We start from the raw sequence: 18078 nt of genomic DNA, 5'->3' as shown, positions 1-18078 counted from the left end.
CCCCTGCACCTTTAGTTGGTTGGGATGGGAGTCTGCCCTTTCTGGCGGGGAGGCAGGCTCACCGGAGCGCGGGGGGGGGGGGGGTTGTGGGGGGGGGGGGGGGGGTTTTTCCCCCCCCCCCCCCCCCCACAGCCGTTCTCCGCGCCGCCCGGAGGACTCGGCCACCGGATCCGCTTTCCGGCCGTCGAACTGATCTGTCCCTAGCCGTAGCAGCTCTGGCGGGCGGCCCGGGGGAGGGTGCGGCGGAGTACCGTGGGAGGCAACCAAGGACATTCCGCACACCGGCATCAGCGCCGACGTCGCCCTGGGTCGTGACGGGTCTCTCGTGGACCGGACGGGCGGCTTCGCATGATGCCGATCGCTTTTCCCACCTCTTCTTCTCCCGGGCCGTGGTCGGTGCCCGGCATCCCGCTGCTGCCACGGCTGGAACTCGAGCCGACGATGTCGCGGGAGGGCGTTTTCGACGGGGCTTGGTGGCCCCGCTCGAACCACGTGCTCGCCGAGCTGCCGGACCTGATCACCGCACTCGGCGCTCACTTCGGGCGCATCGTTCGGGTCGGCCTCGACACCACGGCCTGGGACGGCGTGCCCCGGTCCATCGCGGCGAACGGCGTGACGATCAAGATCAACTGGTTCACCGGCAGCGACGCGACGATCAGCGTCACCCGGGGTCTCCAGGACCACTTCCTGCTGCTGGTGGTGCCGCCCGGCACCGCCCCGGCGACGGCGGCCTCCGCGATGGCCGGTGCCTCGGCGACCGGGAACCACACCCCGGCCGCGGAACTCCTGCATTGAACCCCGGACACCAGCGGCCGCTGTTGTCCGCGGGCTCCGGTAACTTGCCCGGACGGATGAGCGAGGAGGCGTGCGGGTGAGCAGTCCGGTGGTCGAGCTGGGCCATGCCGAGGGGTGGGACTTCGCGGCGGGTGCCGCGGTGGGCGCGTTGCGGCCGCAGGAGGCGCGGGCCCGGGACGCGGCGGGTCTGCCGTACGTCGTGGTGTACCGGAGCGCGGGGCGTTCGGTGCCCCTCGAAGTGCGCCTGGTGTCGTGGCGGGACCACTACGCGGGTGTGTGGGTGTACGACGAGCACGGGCGACGGGTGGAGCACCTGGAGCTGCGGCTCCTGGCGGAGGGCCGCCTGCTGCGGAGGTACCGCGAGCGCTGGGTCCACTCCAGCGCCGAGGCACCGGAGTTCGACCGGACCGCCGACCGGACGGTGGTCGAGCTGTTCCCGGGTGGACGGGGCCGGGTGTCGCACCAGCCCCAGGGGGACGCCGGACCGAGGACGGTGACCGCGCCGGCGGCCGCCGAGGAGGAACGCTGGTTCCGGCGGCCGGACTTCGACGACTGGCCGCTCTTCTCGGCCGACCGCTGGGGACTCGACGGTTCGGCCCGCTTCACCGCGGCGCCGCTCCCGGAGTTGGTGTCCGGCGCCGCGGAGGAGCCGTGGCTCCCGCCGCGACCGGGTGGGCCGGGGGACCTTCCCGCGCTGTTCGTGCCCGGTACCCGCCTCGCCACCAGCGATGACCGGGAGAACATAGTGGTGCTGGAGGCGACGGCCGGGCCACGGTTGCGGGTCCCCAGCGGCCGGCTGGCGGTGGACGATCCGTTCGACACCGCGCGGCCGGGCATCACGGTCGAGGTCCCGCCGGGCAGCTACCCGTCGGAGGTGGCGAGGATCGGCTTCGGATACCACTGCCAGTTCGAGGGTGCGTGGGTCGAGCAGACCGCGACCCCGGCCCTTCGGCTGCGGGTGAGCGACGAACCCGTCGACTCCTGGACGATGGCTCTCGGGGAGGGGCACGACCTCAGGCTGCTGCGGGACGGCGAGGCGTACGGATTCAGCACGGACGGCGCGACGGGGTGCTTCGCGGACGCCGGGGCCTGGCCGGTCCTCCAGGAGCGGTTCCGGCGTGCCCTGGTGGACGGGGACGGGGAGGCCGGTGACGGCCTCGACTCCGACACCGGCTTCTTCCTGCGCACCGTGGACGAGGAGTCGGGTGCGGACCTGCTCGCGTTCGCCACCGACAGCGACGGCACCCACCCGGTGTGGCTGGGCCTCGACGGGTCCGGCGGCGTGGTGTGCGTCATGGTCCAGGTGGACTGGCTGCCCGACGTGAAGGTCGTCCGAGCGGGCCCGGAGAAGGAGTTCTGCGGCGAGCGATGAGTTCTCGGCGCGGCTGCGGTCCGGTCCAACCCTGTGAAAGCGACGACGTGACCACGAGGGAGACACCGCGATGACCGGGACGGCGACCGCGACGACGGCGATGACCGCGACGACGGCGACGACGACCGGCGAGTTGACCATCACCCGGGAGCTGCCGGGGCCGCAGGCGGAGGCGGGGCTCAACTCCGGCTTCGACCGGCTGGTCGAGCCCCTGGCCGCCCGGGGCTGAGGGGTCGTGTCACGGGTGCCGTCCCGGTCCTCCCCCGAGGGTCCGGGGCGGCACCCTGCTCTTTCAGCTGGTGGCGTCCTGCGGGTACCAGCGGAGTTCGACGGTGTTGCCGTCCGGGTCCTGGACGTAGAGGGAGGTGGCGGTGCCGCGGGCGCCGTAGCGGGGGCCGGGGCCGTCGAGGACGGTGAAGACGCCGGAGTCGACGACCTCCTGCCAGTCGAGGGGTTCGACGGTGAGGCAGATGTGGTCGACGTTGGACTCGTGGCGGGGGCGGTGGAAGAGGTCGATGATCGTCGCGCCGTTGACCCGGACGGAGGGGAAGGAGACCTTGCCGGCCCGCCATTCGTCGACCCGGACGGGCTCCAGGCCGAGCAGGCCGGTGTAGAAGGCGAGCGACCGCTCGATGTCGGCGACGTTGAGGACCAGGTGGTCGAGGGCGACGACGCGCATGGTGATCGGCTCCGGTGGTGTGGGTTCTCGTTCGGTGACGGGTTCAACGATCCTCCGGCCGGGGGTGATCATCAATGGCGGATCACCGTACGATCGTTGAGTCGGGCTAAACGATGCTGGGCGCGGAGGGGCGGGGCGGCATGCTGGAGCGGCTGGAGATCGAGGTCTTCCTCGCCCTCGCGGAGGAACTGCACTTCGGCCGGACCGCCGAACGGCTGGGCCTGACCACCGGGCGGGTCAGCCAGGTGGTGCGGAAGCTGGAACGCCGGATCGGCGCGCCGCTGTTCGACCGGACCAGCCGCTCCGTCCGGCTCACCCCGGTCGGGCGGCAGCTGGCCGCGGACCTCGGCCCGGTGGTGGTCGCGATGGAGCAGGCGCTGCGCCGGGCGGTGGACGCCGGGCGGGGGGTGACGGGCGAACTGCGGGTGGCGTTCCTCGGGGAGTGGACGGCACCGGTGCTGCTCAGGGCGGTCGCGCTGTTCGGCGAGCGGCACCCGGACTGCCGGGTCGACGTCCGGGAGGTGCAGCTCTCCAACTCCCGTTCCAGCCTGGAGGACGGCTCGATCGACATCCTGGTCGCCTCCTACCCCTTCGACGGCATGGCGCTCGGGCCGGTCCTGCTCAGCGAGCAGCGCGCCCTGGCGGTGCCGGCCGGGCACCCGCTGGCCGCGGAGGCCTCGGTGTCGCTCGAAGTCCTCGGGGACCACCCGGTGGTGCAGTACCCGGCGGTCACCTCGGTGGGCTTCAAGCGCGACCGCACCCCCGACCGCACTCCGTCCGGCCGCCCCGTGCCCAAGGGACCGTCCGGCAGCACCTTCTCCGAGATGCTCAGCCTGGTCGCGATGGGCCGCGGCGTCCTGCCGGTCGGGCAGCACTGCCGCCAGTACTACCCGCGCCCCGACCTCGCGTACGTCCCGATCCACGACGCCCCGCCGATCGAGCGCGGACCGGTCTGGCTGCCGGCCAACACCACCGAACGCGTCCGTGAGTTCATCCGGGCGGCGGCCGAGGTGGCCGCCGCGGCCGGGAGGTAGGACGGCCCGGCGCCGAGGACGGCCCGGCGCCCGAGGACGGCCCGGCGCCCGAGGACCGCCGGGTGTCAGGAGATCGCGCGGAGGCGGGCCGGGGCCGGCCGGGTCAGCTGCTGGAGGTGGGCGGCGGTCCCGGGGTCGGCGGGGTGGAGGACGAGGAGCTGCTGGGCGTCGGCGGGGAGTTCCAGGGTCTCGCGGTGGAGGCGGAGTTCGGGACCGGCGGGGTGCTGGAGGCGGAGCGGGCCGCGGCGGGGGACGAGCTGGTTGCCGAGGCGGCGGGTGAACTCGGGGCCGGCGACGGGGGCGAGTTCGGTGCTGAGCCACTCGGAGTTCTCGACGGTGGGGCCGAGCCAGAGGTCGAAGGCCTGCTCGTCGGCGACGTCGTCCCAGTCGGGGAAGAGGGTGCGGGCACGGGGGTCGGTGAAGACGTAGCGGGTGAGGTTGGGGGCGGGGTGGTCGAGGAGGCCGGCGGCGCCTAGGACGGCGGCGTAGCCGGGGGTGTGGGCGAGGATGTCGCCGAGGCGGTTGGTGACGGCGGCGATGCCCGGTTCGAGGAGGCGGAGGGTCTCGCGGACGGTGGGGCGGACCTCGCGGCCGGGCGGCGCGGGGCGGACGTGGCCGCGGCAGGCACCGCCGGTGATCTTGGCGAGGTAGCGCAGGTGGGTGCGTTCGGCCGGATCGAGGCTGAGGGCGTCGGCGAGGGTGTTGACGACGGCGGTGGAGGGGTTGCGGTCGCGGCCCTGTTCGAGTCGGGTCAGGTACTCGACGCTGATGCCCGCGCGGAGGGCGAGGTCGGAGCGGCGCAGTCCGGGTGAGCGGCGCCGGCCGTGGTCGGGCAGACCGAAGGTCTCCGGTTGGATGCTGTCGCGCTTGGCGCGGATGAAGTCCCCCAGTGGTGTGCCCATATGACGAGCCTACGGGCGAGCGGGGTGCGGAGGGTGGCCCTGTGGGGGCCAGCCTGGGCACGGCCTGGCTGGGTCCGCCGGCCGGGCGGATGGTGGTGGGCATGGAGAACGACAGCATGGAGTACCGCAGGCTCGGCGGCACCGAGTTGGTGGTCAGCCGGATCGCGCTCGGGTGCATGGGCTTCGGCGGCAGCGGCCGCGGCCACAACCCCTGGGCGCTGGACGAGGACGCGGCGGCGCCGGTCTTCCGGCGGGCCGTGGAGCTCGGCATCACCCTCTGGGACACCGCCAACGTGTACGGCGGCGGCGCCTCGGAGGAACTGGTCGGCCGCGCGGTGCGGCGCTACACCCGCCGCGAGGACGTCGTCCTGGCGACCAAGGCGGGGCTGCCGATGCACGACGGTCCCGGCGGTTCGGGGCTGTCCCGGCGGGCGATCCTGGAGCAGGTCGACGGTTCGCTCGCCCGGCTTGGCACCGACCACCTCGACCTGTTCCAGCTGCACCGCTTCGATCCGGCGACCCCGGTGGAGGAGACGGTGGCGGCACTGGCCGAGGTGGTGGCGGCGGGGAAGGTCCGGTACGTGGGCGCCTCCTCGATGTGGGCGTGGCGGTTCGCGAAGCTCCAGCACGCGGCGGCCCGGGCGGGCGGCCCGGCCTTCGTGTCGATGCAGCACCAGTACAGCCTGGTGCAGCGGGAGGAGGAGCGGGAGATGTTCCCACTGCTCGCCGACCAGGGGGTGGGCAGCCTGGTGTGGTGCCCGCTGGCCTCGGGGCGGTTGGCCCGGCCGTACGGGCTGGCGACGGCCCGCTCGGCGGGGGACGCGGTGGCCGGGCGGTTCTTCGGGGACGTGGACCGGCCGATCGTGGACGCGGTGGAGTCGGTGGCCGGCGCGCGCGGGGTGCCGATGGCGCGGGTCGCGCTGGCCTGGGTGCTGGGCAATCCGCTGGTCACCGCCCCGGTGGTGGGCGCGACCCGGCCGGGGCACCTGGACGACGCGGTGGCCGCGCTGGACCTGCGGCTCGACGCGGCCGAACGCGCGGCGTTGGAGGCCTCGTACACGCCGCGGCTGCCGACCGGCTTCTGAGTGGTCAGCCGACCTCGTCCGGCCCGGTGAAGTCCGGCGGGGTGTACCCGGGGCCGGTGAAGTCGGGCGGGGTGAAGGCGGCCGGGCGGGGGCTGCGGCCCTGGGGGTCGGTGATGCCGTCGGGGCCGGGGCTGGTGAAGGCCGGCGGGCTGTAGCCGGGGCTGGTGAAGTCGGGGCGGGTGGGTTCCGGGCCGGTGGAGTCGGGGCCGGTGAAGTCCGGGCTGGTGTAGCCGGGGGCCGGGCGGCCCGCGACGGTGGGCAGGTGGTCGTGGAGGTAGGGCAGCAGGCCGTGTTCGCGCAGGGCGGTCCGCCACTTCGCGCGGGCGGCGCCGAGTTCGGCGGCCAGCTCGGGGTCGGTGCCGGCCGGGACGGCGGCGGCGCCGTCCCGCAGGGCGGTGAGCAGCAGGCCGATGATGCCGACGGCCATGGCGGCGACCCCGGCGGCGAGTGCCACCCAGCCGGCGGTGACCATCGCGCGGGCGAGCGCGAGGCCGGAGTCGGCGGCGCGCATCAGGTAGCCGACGAGCAGCAGGACGAGGGCGGCGGCCCAGGCGAGGATCGGGGTGAGCACGGTGAGCACGGGGAACAGTCCGGCGCCGCCGTCGGCGGAGCGCAGCTGGCTGAGCAGGCCGGGGGCGTACGGTTCGACGTCGGCCGGTGCCGGGGGCGTGGCGCGCAGGGTCTCGCGCAGCGCGGTGTAGTGGGCGTACTCGGTGGCGGCGGCGGTGTTGATGGCGTCGGCGTCGCGCAGGGCGAGGACGCGGAGCTGGTCGGTGCCGAGCGCGCCGGGGGCGCGCAGGGCGGTGAGGACGGTGCGGTCGCGCAGGGCTTCGGCGAGGAGGCGCTCGTACTCCGGGCGGTCCTCGGCTAGCAGCGGCGGGGGGTTGGACATGGGGACCCCGTTCATGCGGACCCCCGGCCCGGCGGCGAGGACGCGGGACCGCATCGAGGACGCGGGACACCCTCAGGGCGCCGGGGCGGGCGCGGAGGCGGGCCGCCGGACGGGCGGCCGGGTGTGGTGTGCCTCATGGTAGGGGCGGGTGTGCCCGTGCTGACAGTCGGTTTCCGGAATTTCGCGCCCCGGCCCGCGCGCGTGGAGGCGTGAGCGCCGGGAACAACTGTTCCAGTGATGCCCATGGGTGGCGGAGCGTCAGTTCGGCGGCCGCGTTCGGGTCGGCCCTGCGCTCAGATCGGCAGCCGCGCGACCAGCAGCCGGCCCTCCATGGTGACCCCGCCGTCCATCGCCACCGCCAGGTCGTCCGCGTACACGTACGGCCCCGGGATGTGCGGCGGCTGCCCGTCGTCCGCGTGCACCGCGCCGGTGAGGTACGGGATCGGGCTGTGCCCGTGCACGACCCGGGTGCCGCCGAAGGTGTCGAGCAGCTCGTGGACGGCCATCGGCCCGGCGTCGCCGCGGAAGGCGAAGCGCTTGGTGAAGCGGCGGAAGCAGTCCCACCACTCGTCCACGCCGCCGTCGGCGAGCAGGCTGTGCACCGCGTCGTTGACGTCCGGGATGGACTCGCCGTACTCCAGGTACGCCGTGGTGTCGGAGTGCAGCAGCAGGTGGCCGTCCTCCAGGCCCATGGCGGGCAGCCGGGAGAGCCAGCTGATGTGGTGGGCCTCCAGCCGGTCCAGGTCGTTCTGCTGGCCGCCGTTGAGCCGCCAGGCGGCGAGGAAGGAGGCGGTGCCGGCGGTGGACTGGACGGGCTCGTCGCCGTACTTGGCGGCGCCGAGGAAGAGCAGTTCGTGATTGCCCATCAGGGCGCGGCAGTAGCCGCCGGCCGCGGCGGCCTCCGCGGCGAGCTGCATGACCAGGTCGATGACGCCGATGCCGTCCGGGCCGCGGTCGGTGAAGTCGCCGAGGAACCAGATCCGGGCCCGGCCGGCGGACCAGTGGCCGCCGTCGTCGATCAGGCCCTGGTGGTGGAGTTCGGCGCGCAGCTCTTCCAGGTAGCCGTGCACGTCGCCGACGACGTAGACCGGGCCGGGGGGCTCGCCGGGGCCGGGGGCCGGGTACGGGTAGGTGGGCGCGGCGGGGTCGGGCAGCGGCGGGCCGAGCTCGATGGTCGGCGGGTCGTCGCGGTCGGTGAGCTGGTCGCCGAGCTGGTCCGCGAGCTGGAGGGCCGGGGAGGGCTGGTCGGGCAGGGTGGGCTCGTAGCCGGTGTGGTCCTGCGGCTCGTAACCGCCGTGGTCCTGGGGCTCGTAGCCGGTCCGGTCCTGCTGTTCGTAGCCGCCGTCGTAGCCGACCTGGCCGTGGTGCTGCTCCTGGCCGGGCCCCTGGGCGTGCACGGTGTGGCCGTGGCCCTGGCCGTCGTGCCAGTGCTGCTCCAGGTAACGGGCGCCGCCGTAGCCGCTGTAGGTCTCCGCTTCGTACGGGGTGCCCTGGTAGCCCGGGGCGGGTTCGGGTTCGTAGTAGGTGCCGTACGGCAGCACGTCGAGGTCCGGCTGGTGGCGGGGGCCTGAGTGGGGGTGCTCAGGTCCGGGGAAGCGGTCCTCGGGTGTCATTCGCCCATCATAGGAAGACCACTCTCCCGCCGTCGTCACCTGGTGGGTATCCAATCCTCCGGAGCGTCAGCCGGGCGGTCCGGCAAGGTCCGTTTTGCCCCGGCTCGGTAGGGTCTCGTGGGCTTTTCGTGGGCGTACCGGCGGCTGTTCGTCGCCCTTCCGCCCGCTGCGCTACACCTCGCCCGGGGGGCGCGGCGGGCTGACGGTGGTGCGCGGGCTCCGGCGCTGGGAGGAGGCGCGGACGATCAGTTCGGTCGGCATCAGGGTGCCGGGGGGCGGGCCGTTGCCGGCGGTGCGGAAGCGGGGCGGGAAGAGCCGGGCGATGTCCACGCCCGTCCCGGAGTCGACTCCTTCGATGGCGTCGATGAGGAGGTTGACCACGGTGGTGCCGATCCTGCGCGGTTTGAGCGAGAGGGTGGTGATCGGCGGTTCGGTGGCCGCGTAGACGTCGCTCTCGCTGCAGGTGACCAGCAGCAGGTCGTCCGGCACCCGCAGGCCGTACCGGCGGGCGGCGGCCAGCAGGTCGGTGCCGTTGGGGTCGAACAGGCCGTACACCGCGTCCGGGCGGTCCGGGCGGGCGAGCAGCCGGTCGGCGGCGACGGCGCCGGCGGCCGGGTCGTGCGCGGGGTAGGCCTCGTACACCGGCTCCTGGCCGACCTTGGCGCACCAGCCGAGGTAGGCCTCGGTGGAGAGCCGGGTGTAGGTGTCGGTGCTGGTGCCGGTGAGCAGGCCGATCCGGCGGGCGCCGGCCTCGGAGAGGTGGTCGAGGATGCCGAGCACGGCGGCCTCGTGGTCGTTGTCGACCCAGGCGGTGACCGGGCAGTTGCCGGGCTTGCCGTCGCTGACCACCGGCACGCCGGACCGGTACAGCTCGCTGACCAGGGGGTCCTGGTCGGGCGGGTCGATCACCACGGTGCCGTCCAGGGCGATGTTGCCCCAGACGTCGTGGCGGGAGGAGGCGGGCAGCACGACCAGCGCGTAGCCGCGGCCGAGGGCGGCGCTGGTGGCGGCCCGGGCCATCTCGGCGAAGTAGGCGAACTCGGTGAAGGTGAAGGGTTCTTCGCCGTACGTCGTGACGGTCAGCCCGATCAGGCCGGACCGTCCGGTGCGCAGGGTGCGGGCTGCGGCCGAGGGGCGGTAGCCGAGGCGCTCGGCGACCTCGCGCACCCGGCTGCGGGTCTCGTCGGGCAGGCGGCCCTTTCCGTTCAGCGCATCGGAGACGGTGGTGATCGACACTCCGGCGGCTGCTGCCACATCCCGGATGCCGGCCCGCTCCAGACGCCGTGAGGTGGTGGGACGCCGACCGCTCTGGTTGGCTGCTGCTGTCATGGCGGACCGATCGTATGGCTCCTGACAAGGGTCTGTGACCGGCGCATCGGGAGCCTTTGGAGATACGTTTCTCCATGAGTGAGCCGGGGTGCACCCCTTCGATCCCCTCCCGAATCCAGCCGTCTTACCTCTGACATGTGCCAAAGGAACCGGGCAGAATGGCTGATCTGCGCCTGTAACCCGTCCGGGCATCTCACTCCTACGGGTGAGGGCGGTCGGTATCGTGCAAGGCACCCGACCGGGGTTGGTCCGGGCGCGCTCCGGGATTCCCGGGGGCGCGGCCAGGTTCCGCGGTACGGCGGCGATCCCGACCGTGCGAGGGCGGGCGGACCGGCAGAGAAGACGAAGGAGTACGACCGTGAGCAGTGGTACCTCAGCGCCGGGCCCGCGCCTGCGCCCGAGCCTGGACGGCATCCCCACCTACAAGCCCGGCAAGCCGGCCGGCGCCGACGCCTACAAGCTGTCCTCGAACGAGAACCCGAACGACCCGCTGCCCGGCGTCCTGGAGGCGGCGGTCGCGGCGGCCGGCTCCTTCAACCGCTACCCGGACATGGGCGTCAGCGAGCTGACCGCCGTCCTCGCCGAGCGCTTCGGCGTGCCCGCCGAGCACATCGCCCTCGGCACCGGCTCGGTCGGCGTCGCCCAGTCGCTGGTGCTCGCCACGGCCGGCCCGGGCGACGAGGTGATCTTCGCCTGGCGCTCCTTCGAGGCCTACCCGATCATCACCCAGATCGCCGGCGCCACGCCCGTCCCGGTCCCGCTCAAGGACAACGGCGACCACGACCTGGACGCGATGCTCGCCGCCGTCACCCCGGCCACCCGGCTGGTCTTCGTCTGCAACCCCAACAACCCCACCGGCAACGTGATCCACCGCGCCGAGCTGGAGCGCTTCCTGGACGCCGTCCCCGGCGACGTCCTGGTCGTCGTCGACGAGGCGTACATCGAGTTCATCCGCGACGCCGAGGTGCCCAACGGCATCGACCTCTACCGCGACCGCCCCAACGTCTGCGTGCTGCGCACCTTCTCCAAGGCGTACGGCCTGGCGGGCCTGCGGGTCGGCTTCGCGATCGGCCACGAGCCGGTCGCCAACGCGCTGCGCAAGACCGCCGTCCCGTTCGGCGTCAGCCAGCTCGCCCAGGACGCCGCGGTCGCCTCGCTGCGCGCCGAGGAGGCGCTGCTGGAGCGGGTCGAGGCGCTGGTCGCCGAGCGCACCCGGGTGGTCGCCGGGCTGCGCGCCCAGGGCTGGGACGTCCCGGACTCGCAGGCCAACTTCGTCTGGCTCGGGCTCGGCGAGCGCTCGCAGGACTTCGCGGCGGCCTGCGCGGCGGCCGGGGTGATGGTCCGGCCGTTCCCGGAGGGCGTGCGGATCTCGATCGGCGAGACCGAGGGCAACTCGATCTTCCTGACGGTGGCGGAGGCCTTCCGCAAGGAGATCGACGGCTGAGGTCGGGGCGAGGTTCTTCGGTTCGTAGGGGCGCACTCCGGTCGGGGTGCGCCCCTACGGCGTCCGGCTGCGTTCTCGGGCCGGGCGTGGGCCGGCTGCGGGCGGGGCCGGCCTGAGGGGTGTCTGAGGAAGCCCTCCCGGATGGCCGGGGATTGCTGGGAGAGCGCTGGGAGTTCGGCCAACGATCGCCCACGCCCCACCCAAGCCGCCGACACGGGCTGGTGGATATAGGAGGGATGTCCGGATCCGGCCGGTCAGTCTTCTCCCAGCCGCCGCTCAGGGCAGCGCAAGAGCACCCGGCGAAGCTGTCCGCCATGAAGGTGCTCCCACGGCGGCGCGGTGCCGTCCTCGTCAACTCCGCGCTCGGCGTGGCCCTGCTGGGCGGTGCGGCCCTGGTCTACGCCACGCTCGACGGCAGCGGCGGCACGGCCGCCGCCAAGCCGGTCGCCCGTACCGCGACCGTCACCAAGGGAACGGTCCTGGCCACGGTGTCCGGAACCGGCACCCTGGCCTCCCCGACCGACGCCGCCCAGGACTTCGCCACGGGCGGGCGGCTCACCGCCGTCAAGGTCGCGGTCGGCGACGCCGTCAAGAAGGGCCAGGTGCTGGCGACGGTCGACACCACGGCGGCCCAGCAGCAGGTGGACGCCGCCCAGGCCGCGCTCACCACGGCGAACGCCAACCTCACCAAGGCCCAGGCGGGCGTCACCACGACGACCACCGAGCCGCTGCCCGGGGCCACACCCCCGGCGAGCGGCGGCAGCGGTTCCGGTGGGGGTCGCGGGGCGGGCGGGAGCAGTACGCCCGCCCCGCAGACCACCACCATCACCACCACCAAGGTCGACGACGCGGCCGTCGCCCAGGCCCAGCAGCAGGTCGCCACCGCGCAGACCACCCTCACCAACGCCCAGGCGGCGCTGGCCGGGACGACGCTCACCGCCTCGGTGGACGGCACCGTCGCCTCGGTCTCGGCGAAGGTCGGGGACACGGTGGGCGCCACGGCCTCCGGCTCGTCCTCCTCCGCCACCAAGTCCACCGGCAGCAGCGCGAGTTCCGGCTCTCCCAGCGGCTTCATCGTGCTGACCAACCCGACCGGGATGCAGGTCACCGCCAACTTCTCCGAGCTGGACTCGCTCAAGTTGAAGAAGGGCGAGGCCGCCACCGTCACGCTGAACGCCCAGTCCGACACCAAGCTCAACGCGACCGTCCTGTCGGTCAGTTCGCTGCCGTCGAGCTCCTCCTCCGGGGGCGCGGCCGGTGGCTCCGCCGTCCAGTACGCGGCCACCCTGCAGCTCAACGGCGACACCAGCACGCTGCGCACCGGCCTCAGCGCGACCGTCCAGGTGATCACCGGCGAGGCGGACAACGCGCTCTCGCTGCCGACCTCGGCGCTGTCCGGCACCGGCACCTCGCGGACCGCCACGGTGGTGCACGAGGGCGGGGCCACCGAGCGGGTCGACGTCGGCGTGGGCGTCGAGGGCGACAGCACCGTGCAGGTGGTCTCCGGCCTCAAGGAGGGCGACAAGGTCCAACTCCCCACCACCAGCGGCACCAACGGCTTCCCGAACGGCTCCTTCCCGGGCCTGGGCGGCGGCGGTGGCGGCGGTGGCCGGGGCGGCAACGGCGGCGCGGTCGGCATCCCGGGTGGCGCCGGCGGCGGTGCCGGTGGCGCCGGTGGCGGCGGCCGCGGCGGTAAGGGCTGAGCATGCAGCACGTCATCGACAAGCGCGTCCCCGCGAAACCCGTGCCGGTGATCCGGATCAGCCGGCTCACCAAGTCGTACGGGCACGGCGACGCCACCGTGCACGCCCTGCGCGGCCCGTCCCGGCCCGGGACGGACGAGCCGGCCGGCGTCGACCTGGACATCGAACAGGGCGACTACGTCGCCGTGATGGGCAGTTCGGGCTCCGGCAAGTCCACCCTGATGAACATCCTCGGCTGCCTCGACATCCCCACCTCCGGCCGCTACCTGCTGGACGGCACCGACGTCGGCCACCTCGACGAGCAGCAGCTCGCGCTGGTCCGCAACCGCAAGATCGGCTTCGTCTTCCAGTCCTTCAACCTGGTGCCGCGCACCACCGCCCTCGCCCAGGTCGAGCTGCCGCTCGCCTACGCGGGCGTCCGGGCGGCGGAGCGCCGCCGGCGGGCGATGGCCGCGCTGTCCCTGGTCGGCCTCGGCGAGCGGGCCGGGCACAAGCCCAACCAGCTCTCCGGCGGCCAGCAGCAGCGCGTCGCGGTGGCCCGGGCACTGGTCACGGCGCCCGCGATGCTGCTCGCCGACGAACCCACCGGCAACCTGGACAGCCGCTCCACGGAGGAGGTGCTGGGCCTGATCGACGGGCTCAACGCCACCGGCCGTACGGTCGTGCTGATCACCCACGAGGACGAGGTCGCCCAGCACGCCAAGCGGGTGCTGCGCCTGGTCGACGGGCAGATCGTCAGCGACGTCCGGCAGGCGCCGGTCGACGGGCCGCCGCCCGCCCTGCACCGGACGGGGGTGCCGGCGTGATCCTCTGGCAGACGATCCGCTTCGCGGTCGGCGGCCTGGCCGCCAACAAGGTGCGCTCCGCGCTCACCATGCTCGGAGTGCTGATCGGTGTCGCCTCGGTGATCCTGCTGCTGGCGGTCGGCAACGGCTCCTCCCAGGCGGTGAAGGACTCGATCACCTCGCTCGGCACCAACTCCCTGACGGTCAGCGCCGGTTCGGCGGCCGGTGGCTCGCGGGCCACCTCCTCGGTGAAGAAGCTGACGGTCGCCGACGCAAAGGCGCTGGCGGGCGACACCGACTCGTCGGCGATCAAGTCCGTCGCGCCGGTGGTCACGACGAGCGCGACGGCGCTGTACGGGAACATCTCGTACAGCCCGGGCTCGGTCGTGGGCACCTACCCCGCGTACTTCGAGACCTCCAACCAGAAGGTCGCGCACGGCGACTACTTCACCGCCGACGACGTGCTCGGCTCGCGCAAGGTCGCGGTGCTCGGCGCCACGACCGCCAAGCAGCTGTTCGACGCCGAGGACCCGGTCGGGAAGAAGATCGTGCTCGGCGGGACGCCGTTCACGGTGGTGGGCGTGCTGGCCGCCAAGGGCGGCAGCGGGTTCACCGACCCGGACGACGTGGTGATCGCGCCGCTGCCGACCGTGCAGAACGCGTTCACCGGCTTCGGGGCGGTCAACCAGATCCTGGTGCAGGCCTCGTCCGCCGACACGACGACGGCGGCGCAGTCGGAGATCACCCGGGTGCTGCTCGGGACGCACGCGATCACCGACCCGACCAAGGCCGACTTCCGGATCACCAACCAGGCGTCGCTGCTCACCGCGCGGGAGAGCACCACCAAGACCTTCACCGTGCTGCTCGGCGCGGTGGCGGCGATCTCGCTGCTGGTCGGCGGGATCGGGATCACCAACATCATGCTGGTGACGGTGACCGAGCGGACCAGGGAGATCGGCATCCGCAAGGCGCTCGGCGCCCCGCGGGCCGTCATCCTCGGGCAGTTCCTCACCGAATCGACACTGCTGTCGGTGATCGGGGCCGGGCTGGGCGTGGCGGCGGGGATCGTCGGCTCGCATTTCAGCATCGTCGGCATCAAGCCGGTGGTCATCCCCGAGTCCGTACTGGGCGCCTTCGGCATCGCCGTCGCCATCGGACTGTTCTTCGGCAGCTACCCCGCCAACCGGGCCGCCTCGCTGCGGCCGATCGACGCCCTCCGGCACGAGTAGGAGCACTTCTTCGATGGAGCACGACGAACAGGTCGCCCTGCTGGCCACCCCGCCGGACGCGCGGGACGTGAGCGCGGAGCTGGCGGCGCCGCCGCGGCGGAAGCTGCCCTGGCTGTCGCTCGTCCTCGCGGGCGGCGTGATCGCCACGGGGGCGTTCGCGGGCGGGGTCTGGTACCAGCAGGGGCAGGGCGGTTCCAGCGGTGCCAAGCCCTCGGCGCGGGCCGCTTCGGCGGTGGGCCCGGCGGCCGGCTCGGCGGCGGGCGGCTACGGGCAGGGCGGCGGCCAGGGCGGCGGGCGCCGGGGCGGCCAGGGACAGGGCCAGGGAGGTCAGGGCGGGCAGGGCGGTGGTCAGGGCGGCTTCGCGCGCGGCACGGTCAAGGCCGTCGACGGCTCGACGGTGTACCTGACCGACGCCAGCGGCAACACGATCAAGGTGACGACCGGGGACTCGACCAAGGTCCAGCTCAACAAGCAGGGCAAGGTCGCCGACCTCCAGCCCGGCCAGAGCGTGACCGTGGTCGGGACGCCCGACTCCAGCGGCGGGTACAACGCCACCCAGCTCGTCGAAGGCGCCGCGACGGGCGGCTTCGGCGGCGGTGGTGGTGGCGGCGGTGGCTTCGGTGGAGGCGCGCCCAAGAGCCCGTCCGGCGGCTGACCCGGAACCGTCGGACGATCGCTTCGCCCCGCTGGACCCATCCAGCGGGGCGAAGCGCTGCCGCGGGCCTGAACCGCGGCAGCAGAGCACTGCGTGCAGTCCGCCATCCGGCCCGCCGGCTCTTCGCGACGGTCGCTTGCCACACCTGCGCACGCGTGAATCGCGCAGGAAGTCGGCCCACCCGACTTCCTGCGCGAGGCAACCGGTCCGATCCGGCTGTGGGCGGGCCTCGCCGCGACGGAGGTCAGCCCCGGAGCGGCAGCGGGTTCTCCGGGGAGTCGAGCCACACGGCGTGAGCGGCCGGGGTGACGGTGAGGCCGAAACGGTCGAAGCCGGGTCGGCCCTGGTCGTCCCACCAGCGCCAGGCGGCCTCCACCTCGTCCCAGAGGTTGCGCGGGCCGGACTGGTACACCTCGTACTCGGTGTGGCCCCGCTGGTAGTCGACGGAGGCCCAGGATTGGGTGTCCCGGCTGTAGAGCCAGAGCGTGTAGGCACCGTCGTCGTAGCGCTCCGCGCGCCAGAACGCGCCGGGGACGGCCACACCGATGACGAACTGCTCGAACCATCCGCCGGTGTCGGGCGGAGGCAGCTCGGTGCTGCTTCTCACTGCATCGGCCGGCCACGGCTTTCCGCGCAGATAGTCCTCGAACGGCGGCCGGTCAGTGCGCTGTTGGCGCAGCCGCATGAACGCCGAGCTCCGGGTGAACCGGCCGCTCGCGCTGGTGCCGTCGGCGTCGACGGTCAGCCGGACGATCTGCTCGCCGCCGTACTCGGTGCCGAACGGCGCCACGATGATCCCGCCGGGCGCGGACTGGGCCAGCCATGCCGCCGGGATCCGCAGCAGCGAGCAGGTGGCGATGATCCGGTCGTAGGGGGCGCCGTCCGGCCAACCGTGCCGTCCGTCGCCCTCGACGACGGTCGGCGCGAGTCCGGCCAGGTCCAGGTTCGCGCGGGCGCCTCGGGCGACGTCAGGGTCGTACTCGACGGTCACGACGTTGGGGCTGCCCAGGCGGTGGGCCAGTAGGCCCGCGTTCCAGCCGGTGCCGGCGCCGACCTCCAGCACCCGGTTGCCGGGGCGTACGTCGAGATCCTGGAGCATCGAGAACACCATGGTGGGCATGGAGTTGGATGAGGTCGGGGTCGTGCCGAGTCCGTCCCCTTCGTGGTCCCCGTCGTCCCACTGTGTGGTCAGCGGGATGTCCGAGTAGACCGCCCGCCGCCACCCCTCCGGGTCCTGCGACCGGTACACCACGGGGTTCTGCCGGGTGCCGTCCGCGATGCCCGGCCAGATGCGGTCCGGGACGAACAGCTCGCGGGGTACGGCCTTGAAGGAGGGAAGCCAGTCCGAGCTGAGCGCGCCGCCGGCCACCAGCGCGGAGGCGAGCCCCTGTGGGCCCGCCTCCTTGTGCGTCCCGCTGGTCACTTGCCGCTGCCGCCCGCCGGGGAGGAGCCGTCCGAGGTGTTGCCACCCTCGTCGGACCCACCGCCGCCGTGCCCGGCGCCCTTGTTGCTGTCGTCCTGCTGCCCGCCGCCCTTGCCGTCGCCGGACCCGCCGCCGCGCTTGCCCATCTCGGTACCTCCGTGCTTGTTGAACCCAACGGACGGCCGTCCGATGGGTGGTGCTACCTGTCCAGCGCCTTCCCCAGGCGGGGCAGGGCCTGTGCCTTCGCGGCCACCGGCCTCCTTCCGCCGAGCTGTCACCAATTTGCGGCACCACCCGGGACGGTGAAACCTCGTACGAAGGACACGTCAGAACGTCCCTCAGGCGGTAGAACGTCCCTACAAAGGTCCGGACTTTGCGGGGAGACGAGCGAGATGCCGAACGAGAGGTTGAAAGCCGTTATGGCGTCGGGCGGTTGGACCTGTGCCGCCCTGGCGGACAAGGCCGGCGTCGACGCCAAGTCGGTTGAGCGCTGGGCCAATCAGAGCCGGACGCCCAGATTGGGGACGGCCCGTGCGGCCGCCGAAGTACTGGGAGAAGACATGTTCGCACTGTGGCCGAGCCTGCGGCAGCCACGTGCCGCGCGGGCGATAAGCCCGGAGCTGGTGGCCCTGTACGAGCAGCGGGCCGACCTGCCGGTGTCCGTCATCATTGACCTTCTGAAGAAGGCTGCAGAGCGCATTGATGTGCTGGTCTACGCCGCTGTCTTCCTGCACGAGGCCTACCCACGCCTCAACGATCTGCTTCGGGAGCGCGCCGTTGCGGGCTGCACGGTCCGGATCGCCATCGGCAATCCCGAGAGCGAAAACGTGAGGCAGCGCGGGGAGGAGGAGAAGTTCGGCCACGGCATCGAGTCCCGGTGCCGGCTGGCCCTCATGCACTACCGGCCGCTCATCGGCACGCCCGGCGTCGAGATCCGCACGCACGGAACCACGCTCTACAACAGCCTCTACCAGGCTGACGACCAGTTGCTGGTGAACGCCCACGTATGGGGCGTGAACGCCTTCGGAGCGCCCGTTTGGCACCTTCGACGGGCAGGTGCAGGAACGCTGTTCGACACCTACGCTTCGAGCTTCGATGCGGTATGGAACACCGCCCGACCGGTAGAGGAGAGCTGATC

Annotated in this window: 18 protein-coding genes; 11 read left to right on the top strand and 7 right to left on the bottom strand. The window is 73.1% G+C overall.

Annotation, left to right across the window (positions count from 1 at the left end):
- Window positions 1-351: 351 nt before the first annotated feature.
- The 3 genes from ACZ58X_RS23755 (at window position 352) to ACZ58X_RS23745 (ending at window position 2396) form a co-directional block, all read left to right on the top strand.
- Complete coding sequence (locus ACZ58X_RS23755) at window positions 352-795, top strand: DUF5994 family protein (protein WP_470335614.1); 444 nt, start codon at window positions 352-354, stop codon at window positions 793-795.
- A 76-nt stretch (window positions 796-871) separates the two neighbouring features.
- The gene (locus ACZ58X_RS23750; RefSeq protein ID WP_470335613.1) at window positions 872-2167 is read left to right on the top strand and encodes a DUF4241 domain-containing protein; all 1296 of its coding nucleotides are present in this window, start codon (window positions 872-874) and stop codon (window positions 2165-2167) included.
- Window positions 2168-2237: 70 nt separating this feature from the next.
- The gene (locus ACZ58X_RS23745; RefSeq protein WP_470335612.1) at window positions 2238-2396 is read left to right on the top strand and encodes a hypothetical protein; all 159 of its coding nucleotides are present in this window, start codon (window positions 2238-2240) and stop codon (window positions 2394-2396) included.
- A 63-nt stretch (window positions 2397-2459) separates the two neighbouring features.
- On the opposite strand, the gene ACZ58X_RS23740 is transcribed toward ACZ58X_RS23745, so the two are convergent.
- On the bottom strand, window positions 2460-2846 hold the full coding sequence (locus tag ACZ58X_RS23740; RefSeq protein WP_360242999.1) for a VOC family protein: 387 nt from the start codon (window positions 2844-2846) through the stop codon (window positions 2460-2462).
- 140 nt (window positions 2847-2986) lie between these two features.
- Between ACZ58X_RS23740 and ACZ58X_RS23735 the strand changes: the two genes are divergently transcribed.
- A complete protein-coding gene (locus tag ACZ58X_RS23735) occupies window positions 2987-3880 on the top strand; it encodes a LysR family transcriptional regulator (RefSeq protein WP_470335611.1) in 894 nt (297 codons plus the stop codon).
- Between the two features lie 65 nt (window positions 3881-3945).
- On the opposite strand, the gene ACZ58X_RS23730 is transcribed toward ACZ58X_RS23735, so the two are convergent.
- Window positions 3946-4782 carry a helix-turn-helix domain-containing protein gene (locus ACZ58X_RS23730; RefSeq protein ID WP_470335610.1) on the bottom strand — a complete coding sequence of 279 codons (837 nt, stop codon included), beginning with the start codon at window positions 4780-4782 and terminating at the stop codon, window positions 3946-3948.
- A 116-nt stretch (window positions 4783-4898) separates the two neighbouring features.
- Between ACZ58X_RS23730 and ACZ58X_RS23725 the strand changes: the two genes are divergently transcribed.
- Entirely contained in the window at window positions 4899-5867 is a 969-nt protein-coding gene (locus tag ACZ58X_RS23725) for an aldo/keto reductase (RefSeq protein ID WP_470335669.1), read from the top strand.
- 4 nt (window positions 5868-5871) lie between these two features.
- Here the strand turns inward: ACZ58X_RS23725 and ACZ58X_RS23720 are convergent, their stop codons facing one another.
- The 3 genes from ACZ58X_RS23720 to ACZ58X_RS23710 form a co-directional block, all read right to left on the bottom strand.
- Window positions 5872-6759: a hypothetical protein gene (locus ACZ58X_RS23720; RefSeq protein WP_470335609.1), complete on the bottom strand. Its 888-nt coding sequence runs from the start codon at window positions 6757-6759 to the stop codon at window positions 5872-5874.
- Window positions 6760-7052: 293 nt separating this feature from the next.
- Window positions 7053-8372, bottom strand: a complete 1320-nt coding sequence (locus ACZ58X_RS23715) for a metallophosphoesterase (RefSeq protein ID WP_470335608.1) — start codon at window positions 8370-8372, stop codon at window positions 7053-7055.
- 171 nt (window positions 8373-8543) lie between these two features.
- Entirely contained in the window at window positions 8544-9701 is a 1158-nt protein-coding gene (locus ACZ58X_RS23710; RefSeq protein ID WP_470335607.1) for a LacI family DNA-binding transcriptional regulator, read from the bottom strand.
- 358 nt (window positions 9702-10059) lie between these two features.
- On the opposite strand from ACZ58X_RS23710, the gene hisC reads away from it, so the two are divergent.
- From hisC to ACZ58X_RS23685, 5 genes are all read left to right on the top strand, one after another.
- Entirely contained in the window at window positions 10060-11145 is a 1086-nt protein-coding gene (hisC, locus tag ACZ58X_RS23705) for a histidinol-phosphate transaminase (RefSeq protein WP_470335606.1), read from the top strand.
- 314 nt (window positions 11146-11459) lie between these two features.
- Window positions 11460-12848 carry an efflux RND transporter periplasmic adaptor subunit gene (locus tag ACZ58X_RS23700; protein WP_470335605.1) on the top strand — a complete coding sequence of 463 codons (1389 nt, stop codon included), beginning with the start codon at window positions 11460-11462 and terminating at the stop codon, window positions 12846-12848.
- A gap of 2 nt (window positions 12849-12850) precedes the next feature.
- Window positions 12851-13654, top strand: coding sequence for an ABC transporter ATP-binding protein (locus ACZ58X_RS23695; RefSeq protein ID WP_470335604.1), 804 nt, complete (start codon window positions 12851-12853; stop codon window positions 13652-13654).
- Complete coding sequence (locus ACZ58X_RS23690; protein WP_470335603.1) at window positions 13651-14862, top strand: ABC transporter permease; 1212 nt, start codon at window positions 13651-13653, stop codon at window positions 14860-14862. Before ACZ58X_RS23695 ends, ACZ58X_RS23690 begins: the two co-directional genes overlap by 4 nt.
- Window positions 14863-14875: 13 nt before the next feature.
- On the top strand, window positions 14876-15517 hold the full coding sequence (locus ACZ58X_RS23685) for a hypothetical protein (protein ID WP_470335602.1): 642 nt from the start codon (window positions 14876-14878) through the stop codon (window positions 15515-15517).
- Window positions 15518-15761: 244 nt separating this feature from the next.
- On the opposite strand, the gene ACZ58X_RS23680 is transcribed toward ACZ58X_RS23685, so the two are convergent.
- Together ACZ58X_RS23680 and ACZ58X_RS23675 are read right to left on the bottom strand one after the other, a co-directional pair.
- On the bottom strand, window positions 15762-16940 hold the full coding sequence (locus ACZ58X_RS23680; RefSeq protein WP_470335601.1) for a methyltransferase domain-containing protein: 1179 nt from the start codon (window positions 16938-16940) through the stop codon (window positions 15762-15764).
- Window positions 16937-17086 carry a hypothetical protein gene (locus ACZ58X_RS23675; protein WP_199922064.1) on the bottom strand — a complete coding sequence of 50 codons (150 nt, stop codon included), beginning with the start codon at window positions 17084-17086 and terminating at the stop codon, window positions 16937-16939. The genes ACZ58X_RS23680 and ACZ58X_RS23675 overlap by 4 nt, the downstream gene beginning before the upstream one ends.
- A gap of 246 nt (window positions 17087-17332) precedes the next feature.
- Here ACZ58X_RS23675 and ACZ58X_RS23670 point away from each other — a divergent pair, with 246 nt between their 5' ends.
- Complete coding sequence (locus ACZ58X_RS23670; RefSeq protein ID WP_470335600.1) at window positions 17333-18076, top strand: helix-turn-helix domain-containing protein; 744 nt, start codon at window positions 17333-17335, stop codon at window positions 18074-18076.
- The last annotated feature ends 2 nt before the right edge of the window (window positions 18077-18078 follow it).

The organism is Kitasatospora sp. NPDC040550, assembly GCF_055594965.1.
This window is presented reverse-complemented; position numbering and strand designations above follow the sequence as displayed.